Here is a 26,869-nt window from a genome sequence, read left to right as displayed (position 1 = left end):
GACTTTACGACTGTAAAAATGACTAAAACCAAGGTTCTTATAATCGCGTACTATTGGCCACCAGCTGGAGGTCCAGGAGTGCAACGTTGGTTGAAGTTTGTGAAATATTTACCAGAATTTGGTATAGAACCAGTTGTATATGTACCATCAAATCCCAGTTATCCTATTATAGATGAAACTCTTTTAGCGGAAGTTTCAGATAATATTACTATCCTAAAACAACCCATAAAAGAACCTTATAGATTTGCAGGATTTTTATCTAAATCCAAGTCCAAGACTATAAGTAAAGGGATTATTCCAAAGGAAAAACAACAATCAACTATAGATAAATTACTGCTTTTTGTACGCGGAAACTTTTTTATTCCAGATGCCAGAAAGAGTTGGGTAAAGCCTTCATTTAGATATTTGGATACCTATATATCAGATTATAATATAGATACTGTTATTACAACAGGACCTCCACATAGTTTGCATCTTATTGGGCTCGAATTACAAAAAAGTTCAGGAGTTAAATGGATAGCAGATTTTAGAGATCCTTGGACAACTATAGGATATCATAAACAATTAAAACTGACTAACTACGCTAAACAGAAACACAAGGCGTTAGAAAAAGAAGTTCTTCAAAAGGCCAATCAAATTATAGTGACTAGCGAAGTAACAAAAAAGGAGTTTTCAAATATTACAGACAAGCCCATTTTGGTAATTACTAATGGTTACGATAGAAACTCGGTTGGGAATCCACCACTCGATAAAAAGTTTACTTTAGCCCATATTGGTTCTTTATTGTCTAAACGAAACCCAGAAGTACTCTGGCAAGTTTTAAAAGAACTTATAGAGGAGCATGCAGATTTTGCTAAAGATTTAGAACTTCATTTTATAGGTTCAGTTAGTGCAGATGTATTAGAATCTTTAAAATTATATGGTTTAAGTTCTTATATAAATAATCATAGTTATGTAACACATAATAAGGCGATTGAATTTCAAAAAAAATCTCAAGTTTTATTGTTAATTGAAATAGATTCTGAGGAAACAAAATGTATTATTCCTGGGAAACTGTTTGAGTATATGGTTTCTAACAGACCTATTTTAGCTATTGGTCCAAAAGATTCAGATATTGAAACTATTATAAAAGAAACCAATACAGGATCCTATTTTAATTATCAAGATCACGATGCCATAAAAAGGACCCTCTTAATTTTTTATAAATCATATCAAGAAGGAAATTTAAAATCTCATGCTATTGGATTACAAAAGTATAGTCGAAAAGCTTTAACCGAATCTTTATCTAAATTGATTTTATGGGAATTGTAGTAAATCAATCGATAAAAAATACACTTGTTACTTATTTAGGCTTTGGAATTGGAGCTATAAATGTGCTATTTCTATATACTTCTTTTTTAAGTGATGAATACTTCGGTTTGGTAGGTTATTTACTTTCAACAGCTAATATTATGATGCCACTTATGGCTTTTGGAGTTCATAATACTATTATAAAATTCTACTCTTCTTTTAAAACAAAACAATCTCAAAATAGCTTTTTAACCCTAATGTTATTTTTACCTTTATTGGTAATTATACCCTTTGGACTAATAGGATACTTTGCATTTTCCTTTATCAGTTCCTGGTTAGCTGGAGACAATATTATTGTAGCAGATTATGTTTGGCTTATCTATATTACAGCCATTAGCTTTGCATATTTTGAAGTTTTTTATGCTTGGTCTAAAGTTCAAATGCAAACGGTATTTGGTAACTTTATGAAAGAAGTATTTCATAGAGTCTGCACAACCATTTTGTTGCTATTATTATATGCTGATTATCTAACAGTAGATCAGTTTATTAATTGTATTGTTGGCGCTTATATACTTCGATTGGTTGTGATGAAGTTATATGCTTTTAGTCTTCGTTTTCCAAAGTTAAAATTTGGAAGAATTCCGAATCTTAACGCAATTTTAAAATACACCACTTTAATAATTATTGCAGGTTCTGTAGCGAACGTCATTCTAGAAATAGATAAATTTATGATTAATCGCTACGAAGCCATTGAAAACGTAGCTTACTATGGTGTAGCTATTTATATTGCTACAGTAATTGGTGTGCCATATAGGTCTATGCATCAAATTGTAAACCCATTAACTGCTAAGTTATTAAACGAAAAAAATAAAACAGAATTAAAGATTCTTTATAAAAAAAGCTCCTTAACCTTATTCATAATTTCGGCGTTTATATTTCTTATAATTATTTTAAATATTAACGAACTATATAAATTAATTAATGAAAACTATGTGGATGGGTTGATAGTTGTTTTTATAATTGGAATTACAAAGCTGTTAGATAGTTTGTTGGGGAATAATAATGCCATTCTTTTTAATAGCGATTATTATCGAATGGTTCTTGTTTTAGGAGTTTTATTAGCTGTTTTAACAGTGGTTTTAAATATAGTATTTATTCCTATTTACGGAATTAATGGAGCCGCCTTTGCTACATTTATTGCTATTTTATTTTATAATATTTCAAAAATAATGTTTGTGTATGTTAAATTCAGAATGCTTCCTTTTTCTGTTAATACAGTAAAAGTTATTGTACTGTTATTAGTAGGTTTAGGCGTGTTTTATTTTTGGGATTTTCCATTTCATCCTATAGTAAATATTGCTCTAAAAAGTACACTTATTACCATTAGTTATGGAGCTTTGGTTTATACACTTAATTTATCTGATGATATTTCTACTTTATTAAATAAGATTTTTAGAATCTATAAAAAGTAAAAAAGGAAAATCCCACAAAGTTGCTTTGAGGCAAACTACTTGCAGGACTTTCCAACTAACCAACCAAAATCTAATTATCTTCTGCTTCTATTATTTGAAGCCATTTGATTCTTATTGCGATCTTTACTGTATGTACGATTATTTACTTGCTTTGGTTTTCTGCTAGCTACATTCTGTTTAAACTCAGGTCTTGCTGAATTTCCTCTAGTTTGAGTCCTAGGCTTTGAAACTGTTGGGCTTTTAGACCTAGGAGAATTCATTTGAGAATTAGTTCTAGGTCTTACAGTGTTAGTAATGGTCCTAGGTTTTGGCGCTACCTGATTGTTGGATTTAGGTGTGTTATTACTTAAATCTTTTCCTGGTCTAACCATATTTGTTGCGGTTCTAGGCTTTGGTGCTACCTGATTATTATATCTAGGTAAATTAGCTTGAGAACCAGTACGTGGCCTTACACTGTTCTCAGTATTTCTAGGTTGCGCAGTAAGTTGATTCTTAGTTCTAGGTTTTGTACTTCCAACATCTCGTCTAGGAGTGTTATTTGCTTGAGTTGGTCTAGTAGCTAACTCAGTTCTTCTCTTAATTGTATTACCTCGTCTTGTTGCAACAGCAGTAGAACGTCTGTAATTGTTTGTATAAGGTCTGTTGTAATTATATCTAATAGGCGTGTAATATTGTCTATAAGGTCTGTGGTAAACAACGCAGTGGTTGTAAGCTGGAACCCGGTAATATCCATGCCAAGGTCTGTAAACGTAGTACGGATTAAACGCATTGATATACCCGGTATAGTAAGCATATCTTCTATAAGAGTTGTAGTGAATATATAGTCCTCCAATTCTCGATACGTTTCCAAAACTGTTATAATTAATAAACACATTTCCAATTTGATTTACACGACCATAATAATCGTAATAAACTGGTACGTGTTCCACTTGAATAATGGCTCCGAATTCATCGTATTGTAAAAACGGATTATAATTGTATCCAGAGTTAAAACTGATACTTATTCCAGGACTATAAACACTTACATTTGGACCGTAAGATGGCATATAAAAATCGAACTGTCCATCTGGGAATATCGAGAACTCAACTCCATTTTCAACAAATATGAAAGAATTACCATAACCTCTCAAAGCTGTTGTATTATCAATAGAACTTGGTTTGTTGGTAGTTGATGCGCTAACAGTTAGCCCACCCAGGACTAAAGCTGTTATTAAAAACATAAATTTTTTCATAATTGTTAGATTTTAAATGAAACGTGTCAAGTATAAAACAAACAACATGCCAAAATCTGATTTTTAGAATTATTTATACGTAAAACCTTGTTAATAAGTTGCTTAGATTTTGTTTTGTTTAAAAGTTATAACTCTTAACAAGCGCATATCTATTAAATTATATTTAAAAAAGTAATAAATACTCTCTTTTTTATACATTTATAGAACCAATTTTAAAAGTAATGTCAACCAACCAAACTATTTGCAAAAATTGTGAAAACTCTTTTGATAGCGATTTTAAATTCTGTCCTCATTGTGGTCAGAAAGACAAAGATGAGCTAACCTTAGGTGTTTTATTTTATAATACAATAAGTAATTACTTTTCTTTCGATGCGCGTTTTTTTAAAAGTTTTATTCCTTTATTAATAAAACCTGGATATTTAGCAAGGAAGTTTATAGAAGGTAAACGTTTATTATATCTACATCCAGCACAGATGTATCTGTTTGTTGCTATTGTTTTTTTCTTTTTGTTTTCGTTTAAAGCCAATGAACAAGCAAGTGATATGGATAAAGGTCTTGCTAGTGCTTTTGAAGAACATGTTGATATAAATTCGCTTTCAGAAGAAGAAGCTTTAGCTTTTAAATTAAAAGATTCTTTAGATAGAGAAGAAGCGAGGATTGCTCTTAAAAAAACGGCTGTATTTTCTGGAATGACCGAAAAGCAAATAGACTCATTAGTTTCAGATAAAAATTTTAATTCTAAAAAAAATGACATTAGTTTTGCTGGTACAGAAGTAGATTCCTTAATAAAAATAAACGCTCCAGATAAAGAGATTTTAACTTCCATGGGTTTGGAAGAAACCGATAGTGCGTTTAAAAAACGTTTATATGCACAAGCTTTGAAGTTTCTGAAGTCTAAACAGGGAGGAAGTATTCTACAAACTTTTTATGATACCGTACCCATTGCCATGTTCTTTGTTTTGCCACTATTTGCTTTATTATTAAAGCTATTTTATAGAAAAAGTGGGCGCTATGCACATCATCTGGTGTTTAGCTTTTACTTTTTCGCCTTTATATTTACTGTATTTAGTTTAATTGTTGGGATAAATCTAATTGTAGATATTCCTGATTGGATAGATACAATAATCGTATTATCCATATTTATATATCTATTTATTGCCCTTAAACGTTTTTACAAACAAAGTTGGTTAAAAAGCTATTTTAAATGTAGCCTGATAACACTTTTGTTTTTTCCTATAGTTAGCTTAGTTGCTGTAGGAGTGGCATTTTTCGCCTTTATGTTTTATTAGAGTTTTTCTTTTAAATATGAACCGGTAATAGATTTTTTATTGGCAACAATTTCTTCAGGTGTTCCTGAAGCCACTAAGTGACCACCATATTCACCACCTTCAGGACCTAAATCGATAATATAGTCGGCACATTTTATCAATTCCAAATTGTGTTCTACCACTAAAATTGAATGTCCTTTCTCTATTAAGGCATTAAAAGATTTTAAGAGTTTTTGAATGTCGTGAAAATGTAATCCCGTTGTTGGTTCATCAAAAATAAACAAAGTATTATCGCTCTTGCTTCCTTTTCCTAGAAATGATGCTAATTTTATACGTTGTGCTTCTCCACCCGAAAGGGTAGATGAGCTTTGACCTAAGGTAACATAACCTAAACCTACATCTTGTAATGGTTGTAATTTGCCTTTAATCTTAGTTTGCTCAGACTTTTCAAAAAAGTTAATGGCATCATCAATGGTCAGATTTAGAATGTCATCAATATTTTTCTCATTAAATGTAACTTCTAGAACTTCTTTTTTAAAACGTTTTCCGTTACAGGTTTCACAGGTTAAATGCACATCTGCCATGAATTGCATTTCGATGGTTACTTCGCCTTCACCTTTACAAGTTTCACAACGTCCACCATCCACATTAAAAGAAAAATGCTTGGATTGATAGTTTCTAATCTTACTCAATTTCTGACTGGCATATAAGGCACGAATATCGTCGTAGGCCTTTATATATGTAACTGGATTGGAACGAGACGAACGACCGATAGGGTTTTGATCTACAAACTCAATCTGTTTAATATTGCTAAAGTTTCCAGTTAATTCTGAAAACTGCCCGGGTTTATCTCCAAAATCTGTGAGTTGTTTTTGAAGTGCTGGATATAGTATTTTCTTAACTAAAGTACTTTTTCCACTTCCGGAAACTCCAGTAATAACGGTAAGCATTCCAAGCGGAATGGTAACATCTATATTTTTTAAGTTGTTCTCTCTAGCGCCAAGAATATTTACTTGATATTTAGAAGTTCTTCGTTTTTCAGGAACTTTAATCTCAAGTTTACCATTTAAATACTGAGCAGTTAAAGAGTTTGAAGCCAGAATATCTTTAAATGTTCCGGTGGCAACAACTTCGCCACCAAGAGTTCCTGCTTCCGGGCCAATATCAATAACCTCGTCGGCTTCTTTCATAATATCTTCGTCGTGCTCCACCACAATCACCGTATTGCCTAAGTCTCTAAGAGATTTTAATACGCCAATCAACCTTTCGGTGTCTTTTGGATGCAAACCAATACTAGGTTCGTCTAGAATATACATAGAGCCAACCAAACTACTTCCAAGAGAAGTTGCTAAGTTAATTCTCTGACTTTCACCTCCAGAAAGTGTATTTGATTTTCGGTTTAAAGTCAGATAATTTAAACCTACATTTTCTAAAAATAACAAACGGTTGTTTATTTCTTTAAGTAGGCGGTTGGCAATTTTTAGATCGTATTTGTTTAATTCTAAATTTTTAAAAAAAGCAGATAATTTATCTAAGGGCAAATCTACTAAATCGGTAATAGTAGCATCGGCAATCTTTATATAGTCTGCTTCTGGCCTTAAACGTTTTCCTCCACATGCCTTACATTTGGTTTTTCCTCTGTAACGGGAAAGCATCACACGGTTTTGTATTTTATACGCTTTGGACTCTAATTCGGCGAAAAAAGAATTCAAACCTTCAAAGTACTTATTGCCATCCCAAATAAGTTGCTTTTGCTCATTATTTAATTGAAAAAAGGGTTTGTGAATGGGAAAATCGAATTTATGCGAGTTGTTTACCAATTGATCTCGATACCAACTCATACTTTCGCCTCGCCACGCAAAAATGGCATTTTCATAAACAGATAAAGCCGTGTTTGGAATAACTAAATCTTCATCTATACCAATAATATCTCCGTAACCTTCACATTTTGGACAGGCGCCATACGGATTATTAAAACTGAATAAATGTACATTAGGTTCCAAGAAATCCATGCCATCCAATTCAAATTTATTGCTAAAAGATCGTTGCTTATTATCTTTTAAAGACTCTACATAACATTCACCTTTCCCTTCAAAAAATGAAGTTTGAATAGCATCTGCCAAACGGTTATAAAAATCTTCTTCGTTTTTAGTAATTATTCTATCAACCACTAAATAAACCGGTTCAGTTATAGAAATGCTTTTTACTTCTTCAATTCTTTGAACCTTATCATCAACTTTAATTCTGGCATAACCCTGTTGCTGAAGGACTTTTAGTTTATCCTCCATAGTTCGACCTTCTTCTAAATAAATAGGAGCGAGGAGCAGGAGTTTTTCACCCTCATCAAAAGTTTTAATATAATTTAGAACATCTGCAACCGTATCTTTTTTAACTTCATTTCCAGATTTTGGAGAATAGGTTTTTCCAATTCTGGCAAATAGGAGTTTTAGATAATCATATATTTCTGTAGAAGTTCCAACTGTAGAGCGCGGATTGGTAGAGTTTACCTTTTGCTCAATAGCAATTGCAGGAGCAATACCTTTTATGTATTCAACCTTAGGTTTGTTGAGTCTCCCTAAGAACTGTCTGGCATAACTAGACAAACTTTCCACATATCTACGTTGTCCTTCGGCATAAAGTGTATCGAAAGCTAAACTAGATTTCCCAGAGCCCGATAAACCTGTAATAACAACTAATTTATTTCTGGGAATTACAACATCAATATGTTTTAAATTGTGCAGACTGGCATCTTTTATAATGATGTTATCTTTCGGATTTACTTCGGAAATGTTTAGTGTCATAAGTTGTATAGGCGATAATAATGCAAAGATACTATAAGTAAATCATCCAAGAAAATAGAATCTTATCGAATGTTTTTTTTGAATTATTGTTAATTAATTTGTAAAAGAACAAAGAATGTTGTTATATTTGGAACTTACTAATCTTAAAATCACTTGTCTAGCCTATAGCATAAAATTACTTTAAATCAGTTTTTAACCCCGAACATAAAGGAGACTTTGTGTGCAAAGTAATGATTATGCAAAACGAACTTATCACAGACGCTACATTAGTTAGTAACTACATTAAAGGCGAAGAGCCTGCGTTAGAGGTTTTAATAAAGAGACACAAACAACGAATTTATAGTTTTATTTATTCCAAAGTTTTAGATAAAGATATTGCTGAAGATATTTTTCAAGACACCTTTATTAAGGTTATTAAAACCTTAAAAAGAGGAAAATATAACGAAGAAGGTAAATTTTTACCCTGGGTCATGCGTATTTCTCATAATTTGGTAATAGATCATTTTAGACGAAATAATAGAATGCCGAAATTTAGCAATTCTGGCGATTTCAATATTTTTTCTGTTTTGAGTGATACAGCTTTAGATGCCGAACGAACTTTGATTAAAATGCAGGTAGAATCTGATGTTAGAAAGCTAATTGAAGAACTTCCAGCCGATCAAAAAGAAGTTTTGGTAATGCGTATGTATAATGATATGAGTTTTAAGGAGATTTCCGATAAAACTGGTGTTAGTATCAATACAGCATTGGGAAGAATGCGTTACGCATTAATTAATATGAGAAAAATAATTGACAAGCATAATATAATTTTAACCAATTAAACAATATTAATCAGACTGTTACGTTTTAGATTGTAAATGAACCAATTAAAATATTATAAATGGCAAAACTTTACTCTAAAAAAAATCCCCAAACGCAACTTGATCTAAACCCAAAAGACGAAACTATAAAGTTTCTTCTTGATTATTCAAAGGCTTTAAGTGTTATAAATTGTAATAAGATGAAGTTTGAAGCGCTTCTCAACTAAACTTTGAAAAAGTCCTAATTAGTCGTTAGGACTTTTTTGCTTTTAGTGACTTTAGAATTCTATTGAGCTTTGTATTGAGGGTGTGCTTTTAAAATACTTTTTCTACCAATGGTTTTGGTAATGATATCTTTTTCTAAATCCCAACCTCTTGCTGGAGAATATTCACGGCCATACCAGATAATCTGAAGATGCAATTCGTTCCATAATTCTTTAGGAAATAGGCGCTTGGCATCCTTTTCTGTTTGCACCACATTCTTCCCGTTTGTAAAACCCCAGCGATACATTAATCTATGGATATGTGTATCTACAGGAAATGCTGGTATACCAAATGCTTGAGATAAAACCACAGCAGCCGTTTTATGTCCTACAGCTGGTAATTCCTCTAATTCTTCATAAGTTTTAGGTACTTGTCCGTTGTGTTTATCAATTAAAATATGAGATAGTCCGTAAATACCTTTACTTTTCATAGGAGATAAGCCTACTGGCCTAATTATTTCTCTAATTTCCTCTACACTCAGTTTTATCATATCGTACGGATTATCTGCTTTAGCAAATAATTTAGGAGTTATTTGATTGACACGTACATCTGTGCTTTGCGCAGACATTAAAACAGCAATCAATAACGTATAGGGGTCTTTATGGTCTAAAGGCACCGGAATAGTTGGGTATAGTTCCTTTAACGTTTTTATAACGAATTCTACCTTTTCTTGCTTGGTCATAAGTTGTATTTTTACAGAAATTGAATTATAAACAAAGATACTATGACAAATTTGAAACCAGGAGATAAAGCACCAGATTTTACTGCAAAAGACCAAGATGGAAACTCCATTTCTTTAAAAGATTATAAAGGAAAAAAATTGGTATTGTTTTTTTATCCCAAAGCAAGTACCCCAGGTTGTACGGCTGAAGCTTGTAATTTAAGCGATAATTATTCAAAATTTCAAAAAGCAGGATACGAAATTCTTGGAGCTAGTGCAGACAGCGCAAAAAGACAGAGTAATTTTAAAAATAAATATAACTTCCCTTATCCTTTATTGGCAGACGAAGATAAAGCTGTGATTGAAGCTTATGGCATTTGGGGACCTAAAAAATTTATGGGTAGAGAATATGAAGGCATCCATAGAACAACTTTTGTTATTGACGAAAATGGAATTATTGAAGACGTAATTTCTAAGGTGAAAACGAAAGAGCATACAGCTCAAATATTGAAGTAGATAATTTATAGAATAGAACAAATATTATACTTCTAAGTAAAATAATAAAAGGCCACCAATTTGGTCGCCTTTTATTATTTATAACTTTTTATAAAACCTATTCATTTCTAAAAGGTTCTTCGGTTTCACAACCAAATAAACTTTTCTCTTTAATTAATTTCGATACACCTTCAGGAAGCATGGCTTCCCAGCCTTCCTGACCGTCATTAATCATTTTAAATACAGTTCTAGAAAATACGGTTAAAATCTCTTCATCGTAATCTGTAATGTCTATAACCTTGCCATTATATTTAAAGAATTTGTACAATTCTTTCATTCTAGGGTGTACTTTTAGATTCTCGCTATTTGTAATGGTACCATCTCCATTATCCATAGGGTAGAGGTAAACGCGTAAGTCTTTAAAAAATAACTTTCCAAAAGCTTCTAGTATTCCACCACTTAAATGGCGGTAATATTTTTCATCAAAAATATCCACCAGATTATTTACTCCCATGGCAAGTCCCATTCTGCTCTTAGTATATTGAGAAAAATATTCTACTAATTTGTAATACTCTTGAAAATTAGAAATTAGAACGGTTTGACCTAAAGAACAAAGCAACTTCGCTCTATCCATAAAGTCTTGTTCATCAATTTCACCTTCGGCACGGAGATTAGAGAGAGTAATTTCAAAAACAACTTGAGTTCTTTCTTCTTCAACCTTATTTTCTTTAATAAACATGTCGTAAGATCTATGGAACATATCCATGTTTACTTTGGTTACGGGTCTAAAACTTCCTCTTAAAGCTAAAATGTTCTTTTTGTATAACACTTTAGCAGGTAGAACGTTGTTACCATCGGGAGAAAACATTACAGCATCGGTCATTCCATTTTTAACCAATTGTAAACTCATTAATCTGTTGTCCACATCTTCAAAAACAGGACCCGAAAAATTTATAGTATCAATTTCTAGTTGATCTTTATCTAAATGATCGTATAAATAACGAAGTAAATTTTTAGGTTTTTTATATTTATAATAGGCTCCATAAATAAGATTAGTTCCTAAAATTCCTAAGGTTTCTTGTTGTAATCTAGCATCATTTTCTTTGAACCTTAGATGCAGCATAATTTCGTTATATTCTTTGGTAGGATCTATTTGGTAACGAATTCCAACCCAACCATGACCTTTGTATTGCTTAGCAAAATCAATGGTAGTTACCGTATTGGCAAAAGAAAAAAACATTTTATTAGGGTGCTTATCTCTTGTTAGACGTTTCTCTATTAGGCCAATTTCGTGATGCAACATTTTACGTAAACGTGCTTCGGTAACATAGCGTCCATCACTTTCAACCCCGTATATCGCATCACTAAAATCCTTGTCGTATGCAGACATAGCTTTAGCTATAGTTCCAGAAGCACCCCCAGCTCTAAAAAAATGTCTTACTGTTTCTTGACCTGCACCAATCTCGGCGAAAGTCCCATAAATATGCTCATTTAAATTTATACGAAGGGCTTTTGTCTTTAACGAAGGAATATCATCAAATTGCTTATCTCCTTTTAGGGTTATTTCCATTCTAAATTCTTGGATTAAATCTTAACTACAAAGGTACTTAATTAGCAGGTTAAACAAAAAAATAACCTTATTTTTGTTTCAAAATATTAAGGTTTGAAAGTGACATTTTTAGGTACAGGAACATCTCAAGGAATTCCAGTTATTGGAAGTACTCATCCTGTTTGTTTAAGCACAAACTCTAAAGATAAACGCTTAAGAGTTTCCGTTCTTATTGAATGGGATTCTTACGTATATGTTATAGATTGTGGTCCAGACTTTAGACAGCAAATGCTAACGAGTTCTTGTAATAAAATAGATGGAATACTTTTTACGCACGAGCATTCTGACCATACAGCAGGTTTAGACGATATTAGACCATACTTTTTTAGACAAGGACCAATTCCTGTGTATGCTCATAAACGCGTTTTAGGTGAATTGACGCGTAGATTTGATTATATTTTCGAAACTGAAAACAAGTATCCAGGTGCGCCAGGCGTGATAATGAATGAGGTTAAAAATGAAGCTTTTCCTCTTGCAAACATGGAAGTTGTTCCAATTGATGGTATGCATTACAACCTACAGGTTTTTGGTTACCGATTTGATAAATTTGCCTATTTAACAGATATGAAAACTGTAGAAGATAAGGAAATTGAGAAATTACAAAACTTAGATGTATTAGTGATTAATGCTTTAAGACAGCAGCCGCATGCCACGCATTTTAATTTAGAAGAAGCTTTAGATTTTATAAAAAAAGTAAATCCTAAAAAGGCCTATTTAACACATATTAGTCATTTAATGGGATTTCATAACGATGTACAACAAACCTTACCAGAAAACGTTTTTTTGGCTTACGATAACTTACAAATTACTATATAATGAAGAATAAAATATTTATGTACCTGTTTATTTTCACACTTTTACTTGTTGTTTTTCAATATGTAAACTCTAAAAATATTTTGGAGGCTTATAATGTGAAATATGAAAAATGCTTGGAAATTAAGGAAAGTAATAAAGATGAAATTGCTGTACTTGAAGACAAAGTTTCTAATCTAGAGGATCAAATTTTAGATTTATCAGAATTTAAACTAGACCAAACTGAAGCTGCTATGTCTTATTTTGAAGCTCGTGGTTTTAATATATCAGAGTTAATTCCTTTTATTAAAGACGAAATTTACGAACTGAATGCGCTTCCGGGAGAAGAGCACGCCTTAATTCCTTATGCGTCTATGTCCGGAGGAAAGATGCTAATAAACTCGATCCGACTTTTAAATCACAAATGGATTATAGCTAATTTCTCTGATGGAAAATATTGGGGAGAATTATTAATCAATTACGAAATTACCGAAGACGAACAATTGAATTTTAAACTGATAGATTCGTTTTTATATCCAACCCAATAAAAATGTTATATTCTATCGACTAACCATTTTTTAAATTCATAAAAATTTTGTGGAGCTACTCCATGTCCTACAGGAAATTCAGAATACTGATTCTCAATATTTAAAGCATCTAAGAATTTAGGTGCTTTTCTAGCCCATTCTACCGGTAGCACTTGATCTACATTTCCGTGGGAACAATAAAAGCTTAAATGTGAATAGTCTTTTTCTGAAAAATCTTCTGGAATAATATTTGGATTAATATAACCACTTAAGGCTATAACTTGCTTCACTTTTTCAGGATAAGTTAAAGCTACAGCATAACTTAGAATAGTACCTTGACTAAAACCTAGAATAGTCACATTGTCCTTATTAACCGGATATTTACTACATGCTTCATCTATAAAATTAGCAATTAAATCTCTAGAAGATTTAGCCTGCTCGTCGTCGCTCCATTTGTTTTGTTCAGCATCAAAATTAATAGCATACCAGGCATTGCCATAAGGCTCTAATTTATAGGGTGCTTTTAGTGAAATAATAAATAACTCTTCTGGTAGTTCTGATGCAAAGGAAAATAAATCGTTTTCATCACTTCCATAACCATGACACATAATTAGTAAGGGTGCGTTTTCTTTTAAAGTAGAAGGTCTGGTAATATAAGATAAGCTCAATGTTCTATGTTTTTTAATTAATATTTTTAAACCATTCTTGGAATTTCTCTCCAAGAACAGGAATTGGTTTTGCTTCGCCTTTTGCAGCATAAAAAATGCTAAAAATCCAGCAAACGAAAGTAATTATCCAGAAGCTGGTTCCTAACCAGCTATTTACATACTCTTCAACTAAATTTGAAAAAAGAAGCATGATAATTAAACCCAACATCTGTCTAACATGAAAAAAAGTAAAAGGATTTCTTTTTTCAAGATTCATTATAATAGCTATTATTAATCCAATAAAGGTAAAATAACAAACTATAGCCATAGTTTTTCCTTCTTGAACGGTTTGATTTGTCATGTTATTAATTTAAAATAAGTTTATTATTAGCAATAATACCGTATACTTTCCCTTTTGTTTCGCAGTCTAAAAAGATAGCATTTTTCGAGGTTGATAAGATATTATCTTTTGTAAATTTCTGTTTTCCTTTAGGGTTAAACAAACTTAAATCCGCTTTATTTCCAATACTAACGGATTGAGAATCTATTCCAAACCTCGATTTTCCTTTGGTTAAATAGTCAATGGTTTTTTTAGTGCTAAAATGGGAATTTAAGATACCAAAAGCAGATTCTAAACCAAGAGTTCCATATTTAGCCAAATCGAATTCTATCTTCTTATGCTCAATATCTATAGGGTTGTGGTCGCTAGTAATCATATCTATAGTACCATCTTTTAAACCATCTCTTAAGGCATTAATGTCTTCTTGAGTACGTAAGGGAGGCAGTACTTTAAAGTTTGTATTGAAACTTGTTAAAGCTTCATCTGTTAAAACAAGATTATGTATGGCAACACTACAACTTACATTTAGTTTTTTTTGTTTTGCCTCACGAATTAAAGCAACTGATTTTGCTGTAGAAATAGTTGGAATATGAAGTTTACCTTCAGTATATTCCAGAATAAATAAATCTCTAACAATTTGTAATTCTTCTGCCATATTCGGGTTCCCTTTTAAGCCAATAGATGTACTTGTTAGCTCTTCGTTCATCACACCTTTTCCGGAGATTTTATTTTCTTGAGGAAAGGAAAGGACTAAGCCATCAAAATTAGTGGCATATTGAAGGGCTATTTTAAGTAAGTTCGGGTTTTCTATAGGTCTTTCATAGTCGCCAAAAGCAATGGCTCCAGCGTTTTTCATATCGTATAATTCAGCCAGATCGACACCTTTACTTTCTTTGGTTAAAGCACCAATAGGAAAGAGGTTTACGGCATGTTTTTTAGCTTTAGATTTAAGAAAAGACACGTCTGAATTGCAATCGATAACTGGATAAGTATTTGCATTTAATGCCACAGCTGTAAAACCAGATAGCGCAGCCGTTTTTAGTCCGTTATCAAGGGTTTCCCGTTCTTCATAACCAGGCTCTCCAAAACTTACGCTACTATCAAACCATCCTTGAGATACATGCAGATTATCTAAATCTATTTCTCTAACGTTTTTTGTGTTTTTTAGTGTGCTTGAAATTTCGGTAATCACGCCTTTTTCAATTAAAATATCGACCGTCTGATTATGAAAATCACTTTTTGGATCAATAATTGTGGCCGATTTTAAGAGTACGTTCATTTAAAATATTTTAAGATGAGCATTTCAATGGCTAGAAAGCCTAATGCAAAAATAACAAACCATTTCCATAGCTCGTTAATTTTCGAGTCACTTTTTAAGTTTCCTAATAAATCAGGTAAGGATTGAGATAAGTTAATGTGTTTTATACCTGAAAGATCTTGGTACTGCAACACACTTTCATCTCTTTTATAATTATAACTAATGTTTTCTATAAAATTGTTCTTATTGGTTACTTTGTATATTCCAGCAATAGCTGGTGATTCTGAAGTAATAATGCTTACTTTATTATTAAAATATTGTTGTTGTGGAATAAAACTATTATCCTCTAAACTTAAGGTTAAAATGTCGTCTTGCTGCAAGCTAATAGGAATATCAAATTTATTTTCTTCGCCAATATTATAATACAACGCCGAAGTTTCTAAACTCTGTTTCCCAATATTATAAAGTGTGGGAACAATTAACGGAGAATTTTTAAAGTTTGAATTTTTAGTCTTTAAGGATGCAGAAAATACATAAGCCTGGCCACTTTTAGTTAAGAACGCTTTGCCATCTTCAAACTTTAAAGGTGTACTAGCATTAGAACTATTTAGTGTATAATAACTTTCAACTTTTGGATACTGAAAATTAGAAACCTCTTTATTAAACACATCTTTATAAAGTGGGTGCGAATATTGGATGGTAGTAACTCTCTTTTCTGAAGGGTTTAATGCATTAAAACGTATATTATAAGATAATAGTAAGTCGTTGTAGCTTTGTAAATCACTTTTTTCTGAAGGAATAATTACAAGAAACCCACCTTTGCTGGTAAAAGCTTTTAAAGCTGTTGTTAAAGAATTTGGTATGCTTTCTAACTCGTTTAAAACAATGAGGTTTTGATTTTCAAGATCACTATAATTGAGTTTACTTAAACTTTCGGAAGTAAGCTGAAACTCTTTTTCTGTATAAATTCGTTTTAAAAACTGGTCATCATCTTCCGTTATAGAAAGGACTTTGGTTTTATTTGCTCTGTTAATACTAAAAAACAAGGTATTGTCGAATGTTAGATTTTCGTCATCAATAATTATATAGCCTTCTATACTTTCTTCATTATTAATAGTAAAAACAGCAGTGGTATTTTTTTCTATGTCAATGGTAGTTTTTGCCAATAAATTCTGCTTATTAAATAAAGAGACAGGAATATTTTTAAGCGTTTTTCCTTGATTAGAAATGCTTGCTGTAAGTTCTATATTTAATGGTGTTTTGTTCGATATATATAAACTGTCTATAGATAAGTTATTCGTATTGACAGGTTTTAACTGAACAATATTAGTACTAATTACAGAATCTAAAACGGGATTAAACACTGTTTCTTTAGTTTGAAAATCTGATACCAATATGAGTTCTTGTAAGTTCTCTGAAGTTGTTTTAAATAGGTTTTTTCCTTTTAATAGAACGGCTTCATAATTAAGTTGATTTGAGGCGTAGTCTAATTGTAGTAATTCGTTTTTTATAGCTCCAATAGTTGTATTTTTAAAAGTATAGTTATTTGTAAACACCGAAATGTTCTCTGTGTTATCCAGGTTTTCAATAAGATCTTGTACAGCTCTTTTTAACAATTCGCCTTCTGGGCCTTTGGCCTGCATACTGAAAGAATTATCTAAATATACTACGGTTTCTTTTTCAGTATTTAAGGCATTTGTTTTTGAAGTAAATGGTTGGGCAAAAGCAATAACTAAAGCTGCAAATACCAGCATTCTAGTACATAAAACAAGCCATTTTTTAATTTGAGAGCTTTTTCTACTTTGAGCAGTTACTTTTTTTAGAAATGCAACATTTGTAAAAGCTTGATTTTTAAACTTTCTAAGTTGAAATAAGTGAATAAGAATCGGGATAAGCAGCGCAAATAATGCGTAAAGAAGTTCGGGATGTTTAAACTGCATTCCTTGTTAGTTTAATTACAAAAATAAGGTTTACTCTGAAATAGAAAACCTTTTAACAACAAATTAAATTATTTAGTTATCAAACCACTAAATTCTTTAAAAAAATCTAGATTTAAAATTTTGTGTTTAACTTTTATAAGATAACCTCATTATATCATAGAAAATTTAACAAAAGAAAAAATAATCTGTCATTGCTATTTTATTCTTGTTCTCAAAAAAGGATCTAATCGTTTTTTGAGATTGTTTATTGGCAACAGTAATAATACATTGGGTTTGTTTCAATTCGGTTAAATAAGTATAACTATATAATTCCTGCCCGTAAATGTGTTTTCCAATTTTCTTTGGGTTATTACAAATCCAGATAAATTTTACTTGACGTTCGATTAACAATTTTGCAATGGTTTTTCCTTTAAAACCAGCTCCCCAAATAACTAATTGTTTTGAAGCATCGAAATCTAATTCCAGAAAATATTTCAACTTTATTTCTAAAAAGTAGTTTTGTGCATAATGTTCGTGGGTTCTGGAAGTTCTTGTACAATAGTCTCGCCAAAGATGTAAAACTTGGTTACATGGAATTACTTTTAATTGCTGTTTGTAGAATCTAAAGGCTAAATCGTAATCTTCAGGATAATCGTTTGGGTTAAAAGCATCGGCAGCTAATAAATCATTCTTATGCGCCATCCAACACGGAGAAGGGATGACACATTCTTTATAGATTTCAGAATAATTACTTCCGGTTCGAGTAAGTTTATTTAACCATGTTTCGTAATTTCTATATCCATCATTAATTCCATCTTCACTAAAATAAGAAACCAAGCCTGTAGCCACATGCTTTTTACCGTGTTTTTGTAAATTATTTAAAAGTACTTCTAATTTATTTGGAGGCATAATATCATCACTATCCATTCTGGTAATATAAGTTCCAGAACTATTTTTAAAAGCAAATCTCAGGGCTTCGATAATCCCTTCACCTGGATTTTTTAAAAGCTTAATCCTCTTGTCATGTTTGGTAAACTCATGGACTATCTGGTAGCTATTATCTGTAGAACTATCATCGATAATAAGTAATTCCCAATTTGTATAGGTCTGATTTTGTATAGATTCTATACAATCATATAAAAACTTGTTTGTGTTTTTAAAAGGAGTTAAAATGCTTATTAAAATGTTTTGCATAAGGCGAAGATAATATTAAAGTTCTAAGTGTCTAATGTATTAGATTTTAACAAAAACTTAAGGCATATATATGTAACACATTGTATTTTTGGTCGTCATACCTACAACTATTAATTAAAACCATTAAACTATTAAAATGAAAAAATTATTAACCATTTTTAGCATCAGTTTTTTACTCGTTGCTTGTGGTACATCGACAAAAACTTCTGCCGATTTAGCAGTAAGTACACCCATTGTAACAACTATTGATTTAACAAAAGTAACTAACGATCAGGTTCCGGTAGTTATTAATCCTGGAAGATTTACAGCTGAAACAGTTACTTATAGATTACCTAAAGTAGTTCAAGGAACTTATTCTGTGAGCGATTTTGGAAAATATGTGGAAGATTTAAAAGCCTTTGATTACGAAGGTAACGAACTTTCAGTAAGTAAAATCGACACAAACTCATGGACTATTAGCAATGCAACAGCACTTGACTATATTACATATATGGTGAACGATACTTTCGACGTTGAAGAAACCGGAGGTATTGGTGGAGATACGCCTTTTTCGCCTGCAGGAACAAATATTGAACCAGATAACTATGTTTTAAACTTACACGGATTTATTGGGTATTTTGATTCTTTAAAAAACAACCAATATACTTTAGATGTTACGGCTCCAGCAGATTTTATAAGAACTTCAGCTTTACAAAATGTAGCTGAAAAAATGAGTGAAGATGGAAAAACGGTCACTACAAGTTATTTTGCACCTAGATATTTTGATATTACAGATAACCCAATGATGTATGGAAATCTTGATGTAGAAGAATTTGAAGTAGGAGGTATAAAAATTGTTTTAAGTGTATATTCTCCAAACCAAGTACATACAGCAAAAGCTATTGGAGAGACTATGAAAACCATGATGGAAGCTCAAAAAGCATATTTAGGAGATATTAACAGCACACCTAGATATGATATTTACTTGTATTTATCTCGTGGAGATGAAGAGTCGCCAAAAGGTTTTGGTGCTCTAGAACATCACACATCTACAGTTGTAGTAATGCCAGAAGCGATCCCGTTTGAAGCTTTAGCAGAGAGTATGATTGATGTGGTTTCACATGAGTTTTTTCATATTGTAACACCTTTAAGCGTACATTCTGAAGACGTGCATTATTTCGATTATAACAATCCAACATTTTCTAAGCATTTATGGATGTACGAAGGGGTAACCGAATATTTTGCGACTTTATTTCAAGTCGATCAGAATTTAATTTCTGAAGACGAGTTTTATGCGAAGATTACTGAAAAAATTCAAACAGCTTCAGGAATGAACGACGCCATGAGTTTTACTATTATGAGTGAAAACGTTTTAGATGAACCTTATGCAAGTCAGTATTACAACGTTTACCAAAAAGGTGCTTTAATTGGAATGTGTATCGATATATTAATGCGTGAGGAAAGTAATGGAAACAGAGGAATTCTTTCATTAATGAAGCAACTTTCTCAAAAATATGGAGAAAACAAACCGTTTGAAGATGACAAGTTAATTGATGAAATTACTGAAATGACTTATCCTTCAGTAGGAGAGTTTTTAAATACACATGTGGTTGGAGATGTTCCAATTAATTACAATAAGTTCTTTGAAAAGGTAGGCCTTGAAATGGGAGAGAGTCGTGTAGAAACGAATCTGTTACAAAATAGCGGCGCTTTAATTTTTGGAGCAAACCAGGCAGATGGAAGCATCTTCTTTAATAGCTTGGTAAGTCAGAATAGTTTTTGGCATGACAATGGTGTAAAACCAAACGATGTTATTAAAGCAGTAAATGGTGAGGAAGTTAATATCATGAGTGCTAACGCTATTTTCCAGAAAGTATTTATGTGGGAGCCAGGACAAGAAATTGAAGTAAAAGTAAATAGAGATGGCGAAGAGGTTGTTATTAAAGCAACGGTTGAAACATCGTATACTTTAGGAAAAACTTTAGTTGAAAACCCTAAGGCAAACGAAACTCAAAAATCTATACGTAAAGCTTGGTTAAAAGGCTAGATATTGTTGATCGTTGATTGACGATTTAGAAATTAAAAAAGCACCAAATGATTAATTTTCATTCGGTGCTTTTTTTATGCTTTTATTACAACCAAAACAGGTTGCATTTTGATTATAACACAATTAACAACTAATACTTAGCAGCTTTACCTTTAGAGCCTGAATCTTTTATAAACTGTCTAATATCTTCTGTTGCTGTTTTTAAGTCGTCTTTTCTTAAATACATCATATGGCCACTTCTATAGGCTTTAAAAGAAAACCTATCTTTCATTTTTCCACTCGGATCCATTTGTCCTACGGTATATTTTGCAGCAAAATAAGTAGTTGCTCCATCGTAATAACCAGATTGCACCAATACTTTTAAATATGGATTTTGAGCCATAGCTAAACGCAAACCTTCACGCGTATTATCATTTTGTCTGTCCCATGGATGGACATCGCCAAACATATTGTATTTAATGTCTGTTTTAAATTTAAGCTCTTCACGAAGATAATAATTGATTGCAGGTGTAAAAGAGTGCAGCCAAGACGTTAATTCCGAATTAAAATCTGGAGAGTTTCCTGCTGTCATTTTATCAATTCCTAAATAGCGAGAATCCAACCTACCAATAGTGAATCCTTCATCACGTAACAATTCTTTCCAGAAAAAACTGGTTGGAACATTTAAATTATGATCCAAAATGGTTTTCTTATCCAAGCCGGAATACAGACTCATTTTTTCGGCAACACTTTCTTTTTCTTCAGCTGAAATAAAACCACCCTTTGCAATAGCTGGCATTAAATTATTAATGGCATAACTTTCAACTTCTGGTAAAATCTCTAATAAATCTTTTTGTTGTAATGAGCTAGGAAGTGCCTTTTGATGCCAAGCTGCTGCCGTAAAATATGGCAAGTTTAAGGCAGAATATATGGGCTGATTGGTTGAATATATTTTATAATCGGCTGGCGATACTAAAATCACTCCATTTAAGTACATCCATTGTTTGTTCTGTAATTCTTTTGCCAAGCCCATCACTCTTGGACCTCCATAGCTTTCGCCAATTAAATATTTTGGAGATTCCCAACGGTTATTTCTAGAAACAAAAGTGTTCATCCATTCAGCCAGATATTTTATATCAGCATTAATTCCAAAGAATGTTTTTCTATCTGGTAACTTTCCTTCTTTATCTGCAACCATTCTTGAATATCCCGTATTTACGGGATCTATAAAAACAATATCTGCTACATCTAAAATAGAGTGCGGATTATCTTTTACACCATAGGGTTGAATTGGGTAACCTTCTTCATCAATATTCAATACTACAGGACCTGTGTAGGCAATATGCATCCATGCAGATGCCGAACCTGGACCACCATTGAATGAAAAAATAATGGGACGTTTTTCCTTATCACTATTACTTTTTTTATAATACGTATAAAATAAAGTCGCAATAGGTTCGCCTTTTTTGTTCCATACAGGTTGTGTCCCAGCCGTGGCTCGATAAGACAGGTTTTGTCCGTTAATAGCTATTGTATGATTGGTAACAACCGTAGTATCTAAAGGAATTTTAATGGCTTGCGAAAAAAGCAAACTCGTTGAAAATGTAGCAAGTAGTAAAAAGAGGTGTTTCATAATATTTATTTAAAAGCTTAAAGATAAATTGTTTTATTGTAAGTCATTTTTATAAATTGTTAAAATCCTTCGAAAACACCCAAGCCAAAGAGTGCAAAATCGTATTTTACAGGGTCGTTGGAATCTAGTTTTCGCAGGGCTTTGTCGAGCTCGGCTAAAGCTTTTGCATCGTTTTGTTTGCGTTTTAATAAACCTAGTTTTCGGGCTACGTTTCCAGAATGTACATCTAGAGGACAGGATAATTTTGAAGGAGAGATACGCTTCCAAATCCCAAAATCTACGCCCGTATTATCCGAGCGAACCATCCATCTTAAATACATATTAATTCTTTTAGCAGCCGAGTTCTTTAACGGATCACTTATATGTTTTTGAGTTCTTGGTAAATGCTCAATTTCGAAAAACACCTTTTTAAAATGATGAATGGAATTTTGTAACGAATCTGTTTCACTTGAAAAAATAGCCTCCAAACCCTCATGATTTTTGTAAATATGCTGTAAAGCCTTTATAAAAGTGATAAAATCTGTGCCATTAAACGTTCTATGTACAAATGGGAGCAAAGCTTCTAAATCTTGTTCTTGGTGATCTATTACAAATTCATACGGCGAATGATCTAGTAGTTCCATCATTTTACTAGCATTGTTTATAATGCTTTTTCTATTTCCCCAGGCAATGGTTGCACTGAGAAAGCCTGCAATTTCAATATCTTCTTTTTTACTAAAAAGATGTGGAATTTGAATGGGATCGCTTTCAATAAAATCTAGTCGATTATATTGAATGACCTTGGCATCTAAAAATTCTTTTAATTCTGTTTTGTTCAATGTTTTTGGTATTATAATCCATAAAAATATGAATCAATTTTTAGAAATATGAGGAATCTCGTTCTAATTATTCATTTAAAAAAAACTAACTTCGTTATTCTTATTTTTTAAATAAAATATACATGATGTCTGCCGATTATTCCCATATAAAAGTACTTCCGGAACAAGCCAAAGAAATTGCAAAAAATCTCTATAATCTTGAAGGTGAAATAAAAAGTTTACCAGGAGAATTAGATTTTAATTTCAGACTTAAAACCAAAACAGAAAGCTATATTTTAAAAATAGGCAGACCAGATGAGGATTTAGAGTATTTAGAATTCCAGCAAGAAATTCTCAATTATGTTTCTAATAGTAATTTGAATGCACCTAAGGTTTTTCCTGATATCCATGGTAAATACATCAGTTCTATAAAAGATGCTGAAGAAAACACCAGATATGTCCGTTTACTTTCTTGGATTGATGGCAGGTTATGGTCTTCGGTTAATCCCATAAAAGGCGAGTTACTTTTTAGTTTAGGAAGGGAAGCTGGAAAAATAGCAAAGGCTTTAGAAGGTTTTAAGCATTCAAAAGTTCACAGATCATTCGATTGGGATATCGCCCAATCTGAATGGACTTTTAAGTATTTAGAACTATTTTCTAAAGAACAACAGGAAATTGTTTCTTACTTTCAAAAGTCATTTGAGAGCTTCCAAAAAGACTACAAAAAACTCCGAAAAACCGTCATCCATAACGATGCTAACGATAATAATATTCTGGTATCAGATAATTTGATAGATCCAACGGTTACAGCCATAATCGATTATGGAGATGCTATTTATAGTCAACCTATAAACGACTTAGCTGTTGCCATAGCTTATGCCATAATGGGCAAACCAGATTTGTTGGCTGCTGCTTTACCCATAGTTTCTGGATATCACAAAGAGTTTTCTTTACTGGAAGAAGAGCTCCCATTTTTATACCATTTGGTTGCTATGCGTTTGATTATTAGTGTGACTAAATCTGCTTTAAACAAACAAAAAGAACCGGATAACACTTATTTGTTAATTAGTGAGAAACCCGCCTGGGATGTATTAAAAAGATGGCAGGAATTAGATGCAAACCTGGTTCATTTTAATTTTAGAGGAGCTTGTGGTTTCTCTGCACATCCTGATGAAATAGCTTTTCTAAATTGGGCTAAAACACAAGATGTTTCTTTAAATAATTTATTTCCTAGTCTTGACTTCAATCAGGTATTTAGTTTGGATATGCATGTAGGAAGTACTTGGCTGGGACATGAGACCGAATACAACGATATAGAATTAACTACCTTTAAAATTAACAGACTCCAAGTCGAAAAGCCAAATACATTATTTGCTGGGGGATATTTAGAAACCAGACCATTTTACAGTACCAAAGCTTATCAGAAGGAAGGAAATTCAGGCTTGGAATATAGAACCATGCATTTGGGTGTAGATTTTTGGGTGAATAAAAACACACCTATTCATGCACCATTTGACGGGCAGGTATATAGCATTTATAACAATGGAAATAATAAAGATTATGGGCCAACTTTAATCTTAGAACACAAAACCGATAATGGTATTCCGTTTTATACTTTGTACGGACATCTCTCTGAAAGTATTTTGAACTTAGTAAGAAAAGGACAGAAAATCAACAAAGGAGATTTGATGGCTTATGTAGGAAATATCAATGAAAATGGTAGTTGGTCGCCACATTTACATTTTCAAATCATGTTAGATATGTTGGACTATCAACAGGATTTTCCCGGTGTTGCTTTTCCGAATAATGTGTCTGTATGGAGTAGTTTATGCCCAAATCCGAATGTACTATTTAAATATGATGGTATGGATTCCCATCAAAATAAGTCCAATAAAGAGCTTCTTGATTTTAGAAAAAAACACCTTGGAAAAAGTTTGAGTTTATCCTATAAACAACCATTAAAAATGGAACGAGGTGCAGGAGTTTACTTAATAGATGTTTTTGGAAGGAGATATCTGGATACCGTAAATAATGTAGCTCATGTTGGGCATGAACATCCAAGAGTGGTAAAAGCTGGACAAGAACAAATGGCTGTTTTAAATACGAATTCACGCTATTTACATGATAATATTAATGGTTTTGCAAAAGAGTTGTTGGAAACGTTTCCACAGGAATTATCTGTTGTGCATTTTGTAAATTCGGGTAGTGAAGCCAACGAATTAGCTTTGCGGATGACTAAAGCTTTTACCAAAGCCAAAGATATGATTGCTGTGGAAATTGGCTACCACGGTAACACGAATGCCTGTATTGATATTAGTTCGTACAAGTTTGACGGCAAAGGTGGGCAGGGAGCTCCAGAACACACGCATATTGTGCCACTTCCTGATATGTTTAGAGGTTTGTATCAAGGTGAAAATACAGCTGAAAATTATGCTAAACATATTGATGAACAGATAGAGAATATTCATGAAAAAGACAGAAATCTAGCGGGTTTTATATGTGAAAGTATTATTAGTTGTGGCGGACAAGTGGAACTTCCTGAAAATTATTTAAAATTAGCTTATCAAGCTGTTAGAAAAGCGGGCGGACTTTGCATTGCAGACGAAGTGCAAACAGGTTGTGGCCGAGTAGGACATACATTTTGGGGATTTCAGTTACACGATGTGATTCCAGATATTGTAACTATTGGAAAACCTATTGGCAATGGTCACCCATTAGCTGCTGTGGTTTGTACACAAGAAGTTGCTAATGCTTTTGCAAATGGCATGGAATACTTCAATACGTTTGGAGGAAATCCAGTGTCTTGTGCTATTGGAAAAGAAGTTTTGCAGGTTATTAAAGATGAAAAGCTTCAAGAGAATGCTTTAAAAGTCGGAAATTATTTAAAAAAAGAATTAATAAGCCTACAAAAAAAGTTTCCCATAATTGGCGATGTTAGAGGGCAAGGATTGTTTTTAGGTTTTGAACTGGTTGATAAAAACAAAAATCCATTGGCTGAAAAAGCCTCGTATTTAGCCAATAGAATGAAAGATTATGGGATTTTAATGAGTACAGATGGAAAAGATAATAATGCGCTTAAAATTAAACCTCCAATGGTTTTTTCAATGGATAATGCAGATGAGTTGTTAACTAGGTTAAAGCAAATCTTTCAAGAAGATTTTATGAAGTTTTAGTCTCTTATTTTAAGTGTTTAATATATAATTTTTCCATCAACCATGGTGAGTTTTCTATCTGCCATGTCGGCTAATTCCTGGTTGTGAGTAACAATTACAAAGGTTTGACCAAATTCGTCACGAAGTTTAAAAAATAGCTGATGTAAGTTTTCAGCAGATTCACTATCTAAATTTCCAGACGGTTCATCGGCAAAAATAAGCTCTGGATTATTTATTAAGGCTCTGGCAACAGCAACACGTTGTTGTTCGCCTCCAGAAAGTTCGCTTGGTTTATGCTCGTATCTATCTTTTAGACCTAGAAAATCAAGTAATTCTTTAGCGCGTTTTTCGGCATCAGATCTTTTAGTTTTCTTGATATAAGCAGGAATACAAACATTCTCTAAAGCTGTAAACTCTGGTAATAACTGATGAAATTGAAAAATAAACCCAATATGTTCGTTTCTAAATTTGGCCAAAGCTTTATCGCTTAACGAACTGATATTTGTACCATTTATTACAAAATCACTTTTTTCTTTAGACGACGGTTTGTCTAAAGTACCCAGAATTTGAAGTAACGTTGTTTTTCCAGCTCCCGAAGCACCTACAACAGAAACTATTTCGCCTTTTTTGATGTCTAAATCTACCCCTTTTAAAACGTGTAAATCGCTAAAGTACTTGTGAATGTTTTTTGCTTGAATCATATAAAAACTATA

Annotated in this window: 21 protein-coding genes; 9 read left to right on the top strand and 12 right to left on the bottom strand. The window is 32.4% G+C overall.

Annotated features, from left to right (window positions below; translation table 11 throughout):
- Nucleotides 1-18: 18 nt before the first annotated feature.
- Together OS188_RS05245 and OS188_RS05240 are read left to right on the top strand one after the other, a co-directional pair.
- Nucleotides 19-1,311 (top strand): glycosyltransferase family 4 protein, encoded by a 1,293-nt coding sequence (locus OS188_RS05245; protein WP_267147778.1) that lies wholly within the window; start codon nucleotides 19-21, stop codon nucleotides 1,309-1,311.
- Nucleotides 1,299-2,762 (top strand): lipopolysaccharide biosynthesis protein, encoded by a 1,464-nt coding sequence (locus OS188_RS05240; protein ID WP_267147777.1) that lies wholly within the window; start codon nucleotides 1,299-1,301, stop codon nucleotides 2,760-2,762. Before OS188_RS05245 ends, OS188_RS05240 begins: the two co-directional genes overlap by 13 nt.
- A 74-nt stretch (nucleotides 2,763-2,836) precedes the next feature.
- On the opposite strand, the gene OS188_RS05235 is transcribed toward OS188_RS05240, so the two are convergent.
- On the bottom strand, nucleotides 2,837-3,994 hold the full coding sequence (locus OS188_RS05235) for a hypothetical protein (protein ID WP_267147776.1): 1,158 nt from the start codon (nucleotides 3,992-3,994) through the stop codon (nucleotides 2,837-2,839).
- Between the two features lie 221 nt (nucleotides 3,995-4,215).
- On the opposite strand from OS188_RS05235, the gene OS188_RS05230 reads away from it, so the two are divergent.
- A complete protein-coding gene (locus tag OS188_RS05230; protein WP_267147775.1) occupies nucleotides 4,216-5,283 on the top strand; it encodes a DUF3667 domain-containing protein in 1,068 nt (355 codons plus the stop codon).
- On the opposite strand, the gene uvrA is transcribed toward OS188_RS05230, so the two are convergent.
- Entirely contained in the window at nucleotides 5,280-8,063 is a 2,784-nt protein-coding gene (gene uvrA, locus OS188_RS05225) for an excinuclease ABC subunit UvrA (RefSeq protein ID WP_267147774.1), read from the bottom strand. The two genes, OS188_RS05230 and uvrA, sit on opposite strands and share 4 nt — an antisense overlap.
- A 236-nt stretch (nucleotides 8,064-8,299) precedes the next feature.
- Here uvrA and OS188_RS05220 point away from each other — a divergent pair, with 236 nt between their 5' ends.
- Complete coding sequence (locus OS188_RS05220; RefSeq protein ID WP_267147773.1) at nucleotides 8,300-8,884, top strand: RNA polymerase sigma factor; 585 nt, start codon at nucleotides 8,300-8,302, stop codon at nucleotides 8,882-8,884.
- A 265-nt stretch (nucleotides 8,885-9,149) separates the two neighbouring features.
- On the opposite strand, the gene OS188_RS05215 is transcribed toward OS188_RS05220, so the two are convergent.
- Complete coding sequence (locus OS188_RS05215; protein WP_267147772.1) at nucleotides 9,150-9,809, bottom strand: endonuclease III domain-containing protein; 660 nt, start codon at nucleotides 9,807-9,809, stop codon at nucleotides 9,150-9,152.
- 42 nt (nucleotides 9,810-9,851) lie between these two features.
- Here OS188_RS05215 and bcp point away from each other — a divergent pair, with 42 nt between their 5' ends.
- On the top strand, nucleotides 9,852-10,304 hold the full coding sequence (gene bcp / locus OS188_RS05210) for a thioredoxin-dependent thiol peroxidase (RefSeq protein WP_267147771.1): 453 nt from the start codon (nucleotides 9,852-9,854) through the stop codon (nucleotides 10,302-10,304).
- Nucleotides 10,305-10,401: 97 nt separating this feature from the next.
- On the opposite strand, the gene OS188_RS05205 is transcribed toward bcp, so the two are convergent.
- Complete coding sequence (locus OS188_RS05205; RefSeq protein WP_267147770.1) at nucleotides 10,402-11,853, bottom strand: TonB-dependent receptor; 1,452 nt, start codon at nucleotides 11,851-11,853, stop codon at nucleotides 10,402-10,404.
- Nucleotides 11,854-11,946: 93 nt separating this feature from the next.
- Between OS188_RS05205 and OS188_RS05200 the strand changes: the two genes are divergently transcribed.
- Nucleotides 11,947-12,708, top strand: a complete 762-nt coding sequence (locus OS188_RS05200; RefSeq protein ID WP_267147769.1) for an MBL fold metallo-hydrolase — start codon at nucleotides 11,947-11,949, stop codon at nucleotides 12,706-12,708.
- Complete coding sequence (locus tag OS188_RS05195) at nucleotides 12,708-13,232, top strand: hydrolase (protein WP_267147768.1); 525 nt, start codon at nucleotides 12,708-12,710, stop codon at nucleotides 13,230-13,232. Before OS188_RS05200 ends, OS188_RS05195 begins: the two co-directional genes overlap by 1 nt.
- Nucleotides 13,233-13,237: 5 nt before the next feature.
- Here OS188_RS05195 and OS188_RS05190 read toward each other — a convergent pair whose 3' ends face one another.
- The 5 genes from OS188_RS05190 to OS188_RS05170 form a co-directional block, all read right to left on the bottom strand.
- Nucleotides 13,238-13,879 (bottom strand): alpha/beta hydrolase, encoded by a 642-nt coding sequence (locus tag OS188_RS05190; protein ID WP_267147767.1) that lies wholly within the window; start codon nucleotides 13,877-13,879, stop codon nucleotides 13,238-13,240.
- A gap of 13 nt (nucleotides 13,880-13,892) precedes the next feature.
- Complete coding sequence (locus OS188_RS05185; RefSeq protein ID WP_267147766.1) at nucleotides 13,893-14,219, bottom strand: DUF4870 domain-containing protein; 327 nt, start codon at nucleotides 14,217-14,219, stop codon at nucleotides 13,893-13,895.
- Nucleotides 14,220-14,223: 4 nt separating this feature from the next.
- Entirely contained in the window at nucleotides 14,224-15,477 is a 1,254-nt protein-coding gene (locus OS188_RS05180) for a dihydroorotase (protein WP_267147765.1), read from the bottom strand.
- A complete protein-coding gene (locus tag OS188_RS05175) occupies nucleotides 15,474-17,396 on the bottom strand; it encodes a BatA domain-containing protein (protein ID WP_267147764.1) in 1,923 nt (640 codons plus the stop codon). Before OS188_RS05175 ends, OS188_RS05180 begins: the two co-directional genes overlap by 4 nt.
- Before the next feature lie 165 nt (nucleotides 17,397-17,561).
- Nucleotides 17,562-18,569, bottom strand: a complete 1,008-nt coding sequence (locus OS188_RS05170) for a glycosyltransferase family 2 protein (RefSeq protein ID WP_267147763.1) — start codon at nucleotides 18,567-18,569, stop codon at nucleotides 17,562-17,564.
- A 136-nt stretch (nucleotides 18,570-18,705) separates the two neighbouring features.
- On the opposite strand from OS188_RS05170, the gene OS188_RS05165 reads away from it, so the two are divergent.
- The gene (locus tag OS188_RS05165) at nucleotides 18,706-20,595 is read left to right on the top strand and encodes a M61 family metallopeptidase (protein ID WP_267147762.1); all 1,890 of its coding nucleotides are present in this window, start codon (nucleotides 18,706-18,708) and stop codon (nucleotides 20,593-20,595) included.
- A 130-nt stretch (nucleotides 20,596-20,725) separates the two neighbouring features.
- On the opposite strand, the gene OS188_RS05160 is transcribed toward OS188_RS05165, so the two are convergent.
- Both OS188_RS05160 and OS188_RS05155 read right to left on the bottom strand, forming a co-directional pair.
- A complete protein-coding gene (locus tag OS188_RS05160; protein WP_267147761.1) occupies nucleotides 20,726-22,207 on the bottom strand; it encodes a S10 family peptidase in 1,482 nt (493 codons plus the stop codon).
- 59 nt (nucleotides 22,208-22,266) lie between these two features.
- Nucleotides 22,267-23,025: a TIGR02757 family protein gene (locus OS188_RS05155; protein ID WP_267147760.1), complete on the bottom strand. Its 759-nt coding sequence runs from the start codon at nucleotides 23,023-23,025 to the stop codon at nucleotides 22,267-22,269.
- A gap of 122 nt (nucleotides 23,026-23,147) precedes the next feature.
- Between OS188_RS05155 and OS188_RS05150 the strand changes: the two genes are divergently transcribed.
- The gene (locus OS188_RS05150) at nucleotides 23,148-26,177 is read left to right on the top strand and encodes an aminotransferase class III-fold pyridoxal phosphate-dependent enzyme (protein WP_323370445.1); all 3,030 of its coding nucleotides are present in this window, start codon (nucleotides 23,148-23,150) and stop codon (nucleotides 26,175-26,177) included.
- A gap of 17 nt (nucleotides 26,178-26,194) precedes the next feature.
- Here the strand turns inward: OS188_RS05150 and OS188_RS05145 are convergent, their stop codons facing one another.
- Complete coding sequence (locus OS188_RS05145; RefSeq protein ID WP_267147759.1) at nucleotides 26,195-26,857, bottom strand: ABC transporter ATP-binding protein; 663 nt, start codon at nucleotides 26,855-26,857, stop codon at nucleotides 26,195-26,197.
- Between the last annotated feature and the right edge of the window lie 12 nt (nucleotides 26,858-26,869).

Origin of the sequence: Xanthomarina sp. F1114, from assembly GCF_026410255.1 — a bacterium.
Lineage (GTDB): Bacteria > Bacteroidota > Bacteroidia > Flavobacteriales > Flavobacteriaceae > Xanthomarina.
Note: the sequence above shows the minus strand (reverse complement) of the source record. Positions and strands in the feature narration are given on the sequence as shown.

Excerpts from the sequence above, each read along its gene's own strand:
- OS188_RS05170 (WP_267147763.1), bottom strand. The coding sequence starts at position 18,569 with ATGCAAAACATTTTAATAAGCATTTTAACTCCTTTTAAAAACACAAAC.
- OS188_RS05180 (WP_267147765.1), bottom strand. The coding sequence starts at position 15,477 with ATGAACGTACTCTTAAAATCGGCCACAATTATTGATCCAAAAAGTGAT.
- OS188_RS05205 (WP_267147770.1), bottom strand. The coding sequence starts at position 11,853 with ATGGAAATAACCCTAAAAGGAGATAAGCAATTTGATGATATTCCTTCG.
- OS188_RS05185 (WP_267147766.1), bottom strand. The coding sequence starts at position 14,219 with ATGACAAATCAAACCGTTCAAGAAGGAAAAACTATGGCTATAGTTTGT.
- uvrA (WP_267147774.1), bottom strand. The coding sequence starts at position 8,063 with ATGACACTAAACATTTCCGAAGTAAATCCGAAAGATAACATCATTATA.
- OS188_RS05195 (WP_267147768.1), top strand. The coding sequence starts at position 12,708 with ATGAAGAATAAAATATTTATGTACCTGTTTATTTTCACACTTTTACTT.
- OS188_RS05150 (WP_323370445.1), top strand. The coding sequence starts at position 23,148 with ATGATGTCTGCCGATTATTCCCATATAAAAGTACTTCCGGAACAAGCC.
- OS188_RS05220 (WP_267147773.1), top strand. The coding sequence starts at position 8,300 with ATGCAAAACGAACTTATCACAGACGCTACATTAGTTAGTAACTACATT.
- OS188_RS05215 (WP_267147772.1), bottom strand. The coding sequence starts at position 9,809 with ATGACCAAGCAAGAAAAGGTAGAATTCGTTATAAAAACGTTAAAGGAA.
- OS188_RS05165 (WP_267147762.1), top strand. The coding sequence starts at position 18,706 with ATGAAAAAATTATTAACCATTTTTAGCATCAGTTTTTTACTCGTTGCT.
- OS188_RS05230 (WP_267147775.1), top strand. The coding sequence starts at position 4,216 with ATGTCAACCAACCAAACTATTTGCAAAAATTGTGAAAACTCTTTTGAT.
- OS188_RS05145 (WP_267147759.1), bottom strand. The coding sequence starts at position 26,857 with ATGATTCAAGCAAAAAACATTCACAAGTACTTTAGCGATTTACACGTT.
- OS188_RS05245 (WP_267147778.1), top strand. The coding sequence starts at position 19 with ATGACTAAAACCAAGGTTCTTATAATCGCGTACTATTGGCCACCAGCT.
- OS188_RS05175 (WP_267147764.1), bottom strand. The coding sequence starts at position 17,396 with ATGCAGTTTAAACATCCCGAACTTCTTTACGCATTATTTGCGCTGCTT.
- OS188_RS05235 (WP_267147776.1), bottom strand. The coding sequence starts at position 3,994 with ATGAAAAAATTTATGTTTTTAATAACAGCTTTAGTCCTGGGTGGGCTA.
- OS188_RS05160 (WP_267147761.1), bottom strand. The coding sequence starts at position 22,207 with ATGAAACACCTCTTTTTACTACTTGCTACATTTTCAACGAGTTTGCTT.
- bcp (WP_267147771.1), top strand. The coding sequence starts at position 9,852 with ATGACAAATTTGAAACCAGGAGATAAAGCACCAGATTTTACTGCAAAA.
- OS188_RS05240 (WP_267147777.1), top strand. The coding sequence starts at position 1,299 with ATGGGAATTGTAGTAAATCAATCGATAAAAAATACACTTGTTACTTAT.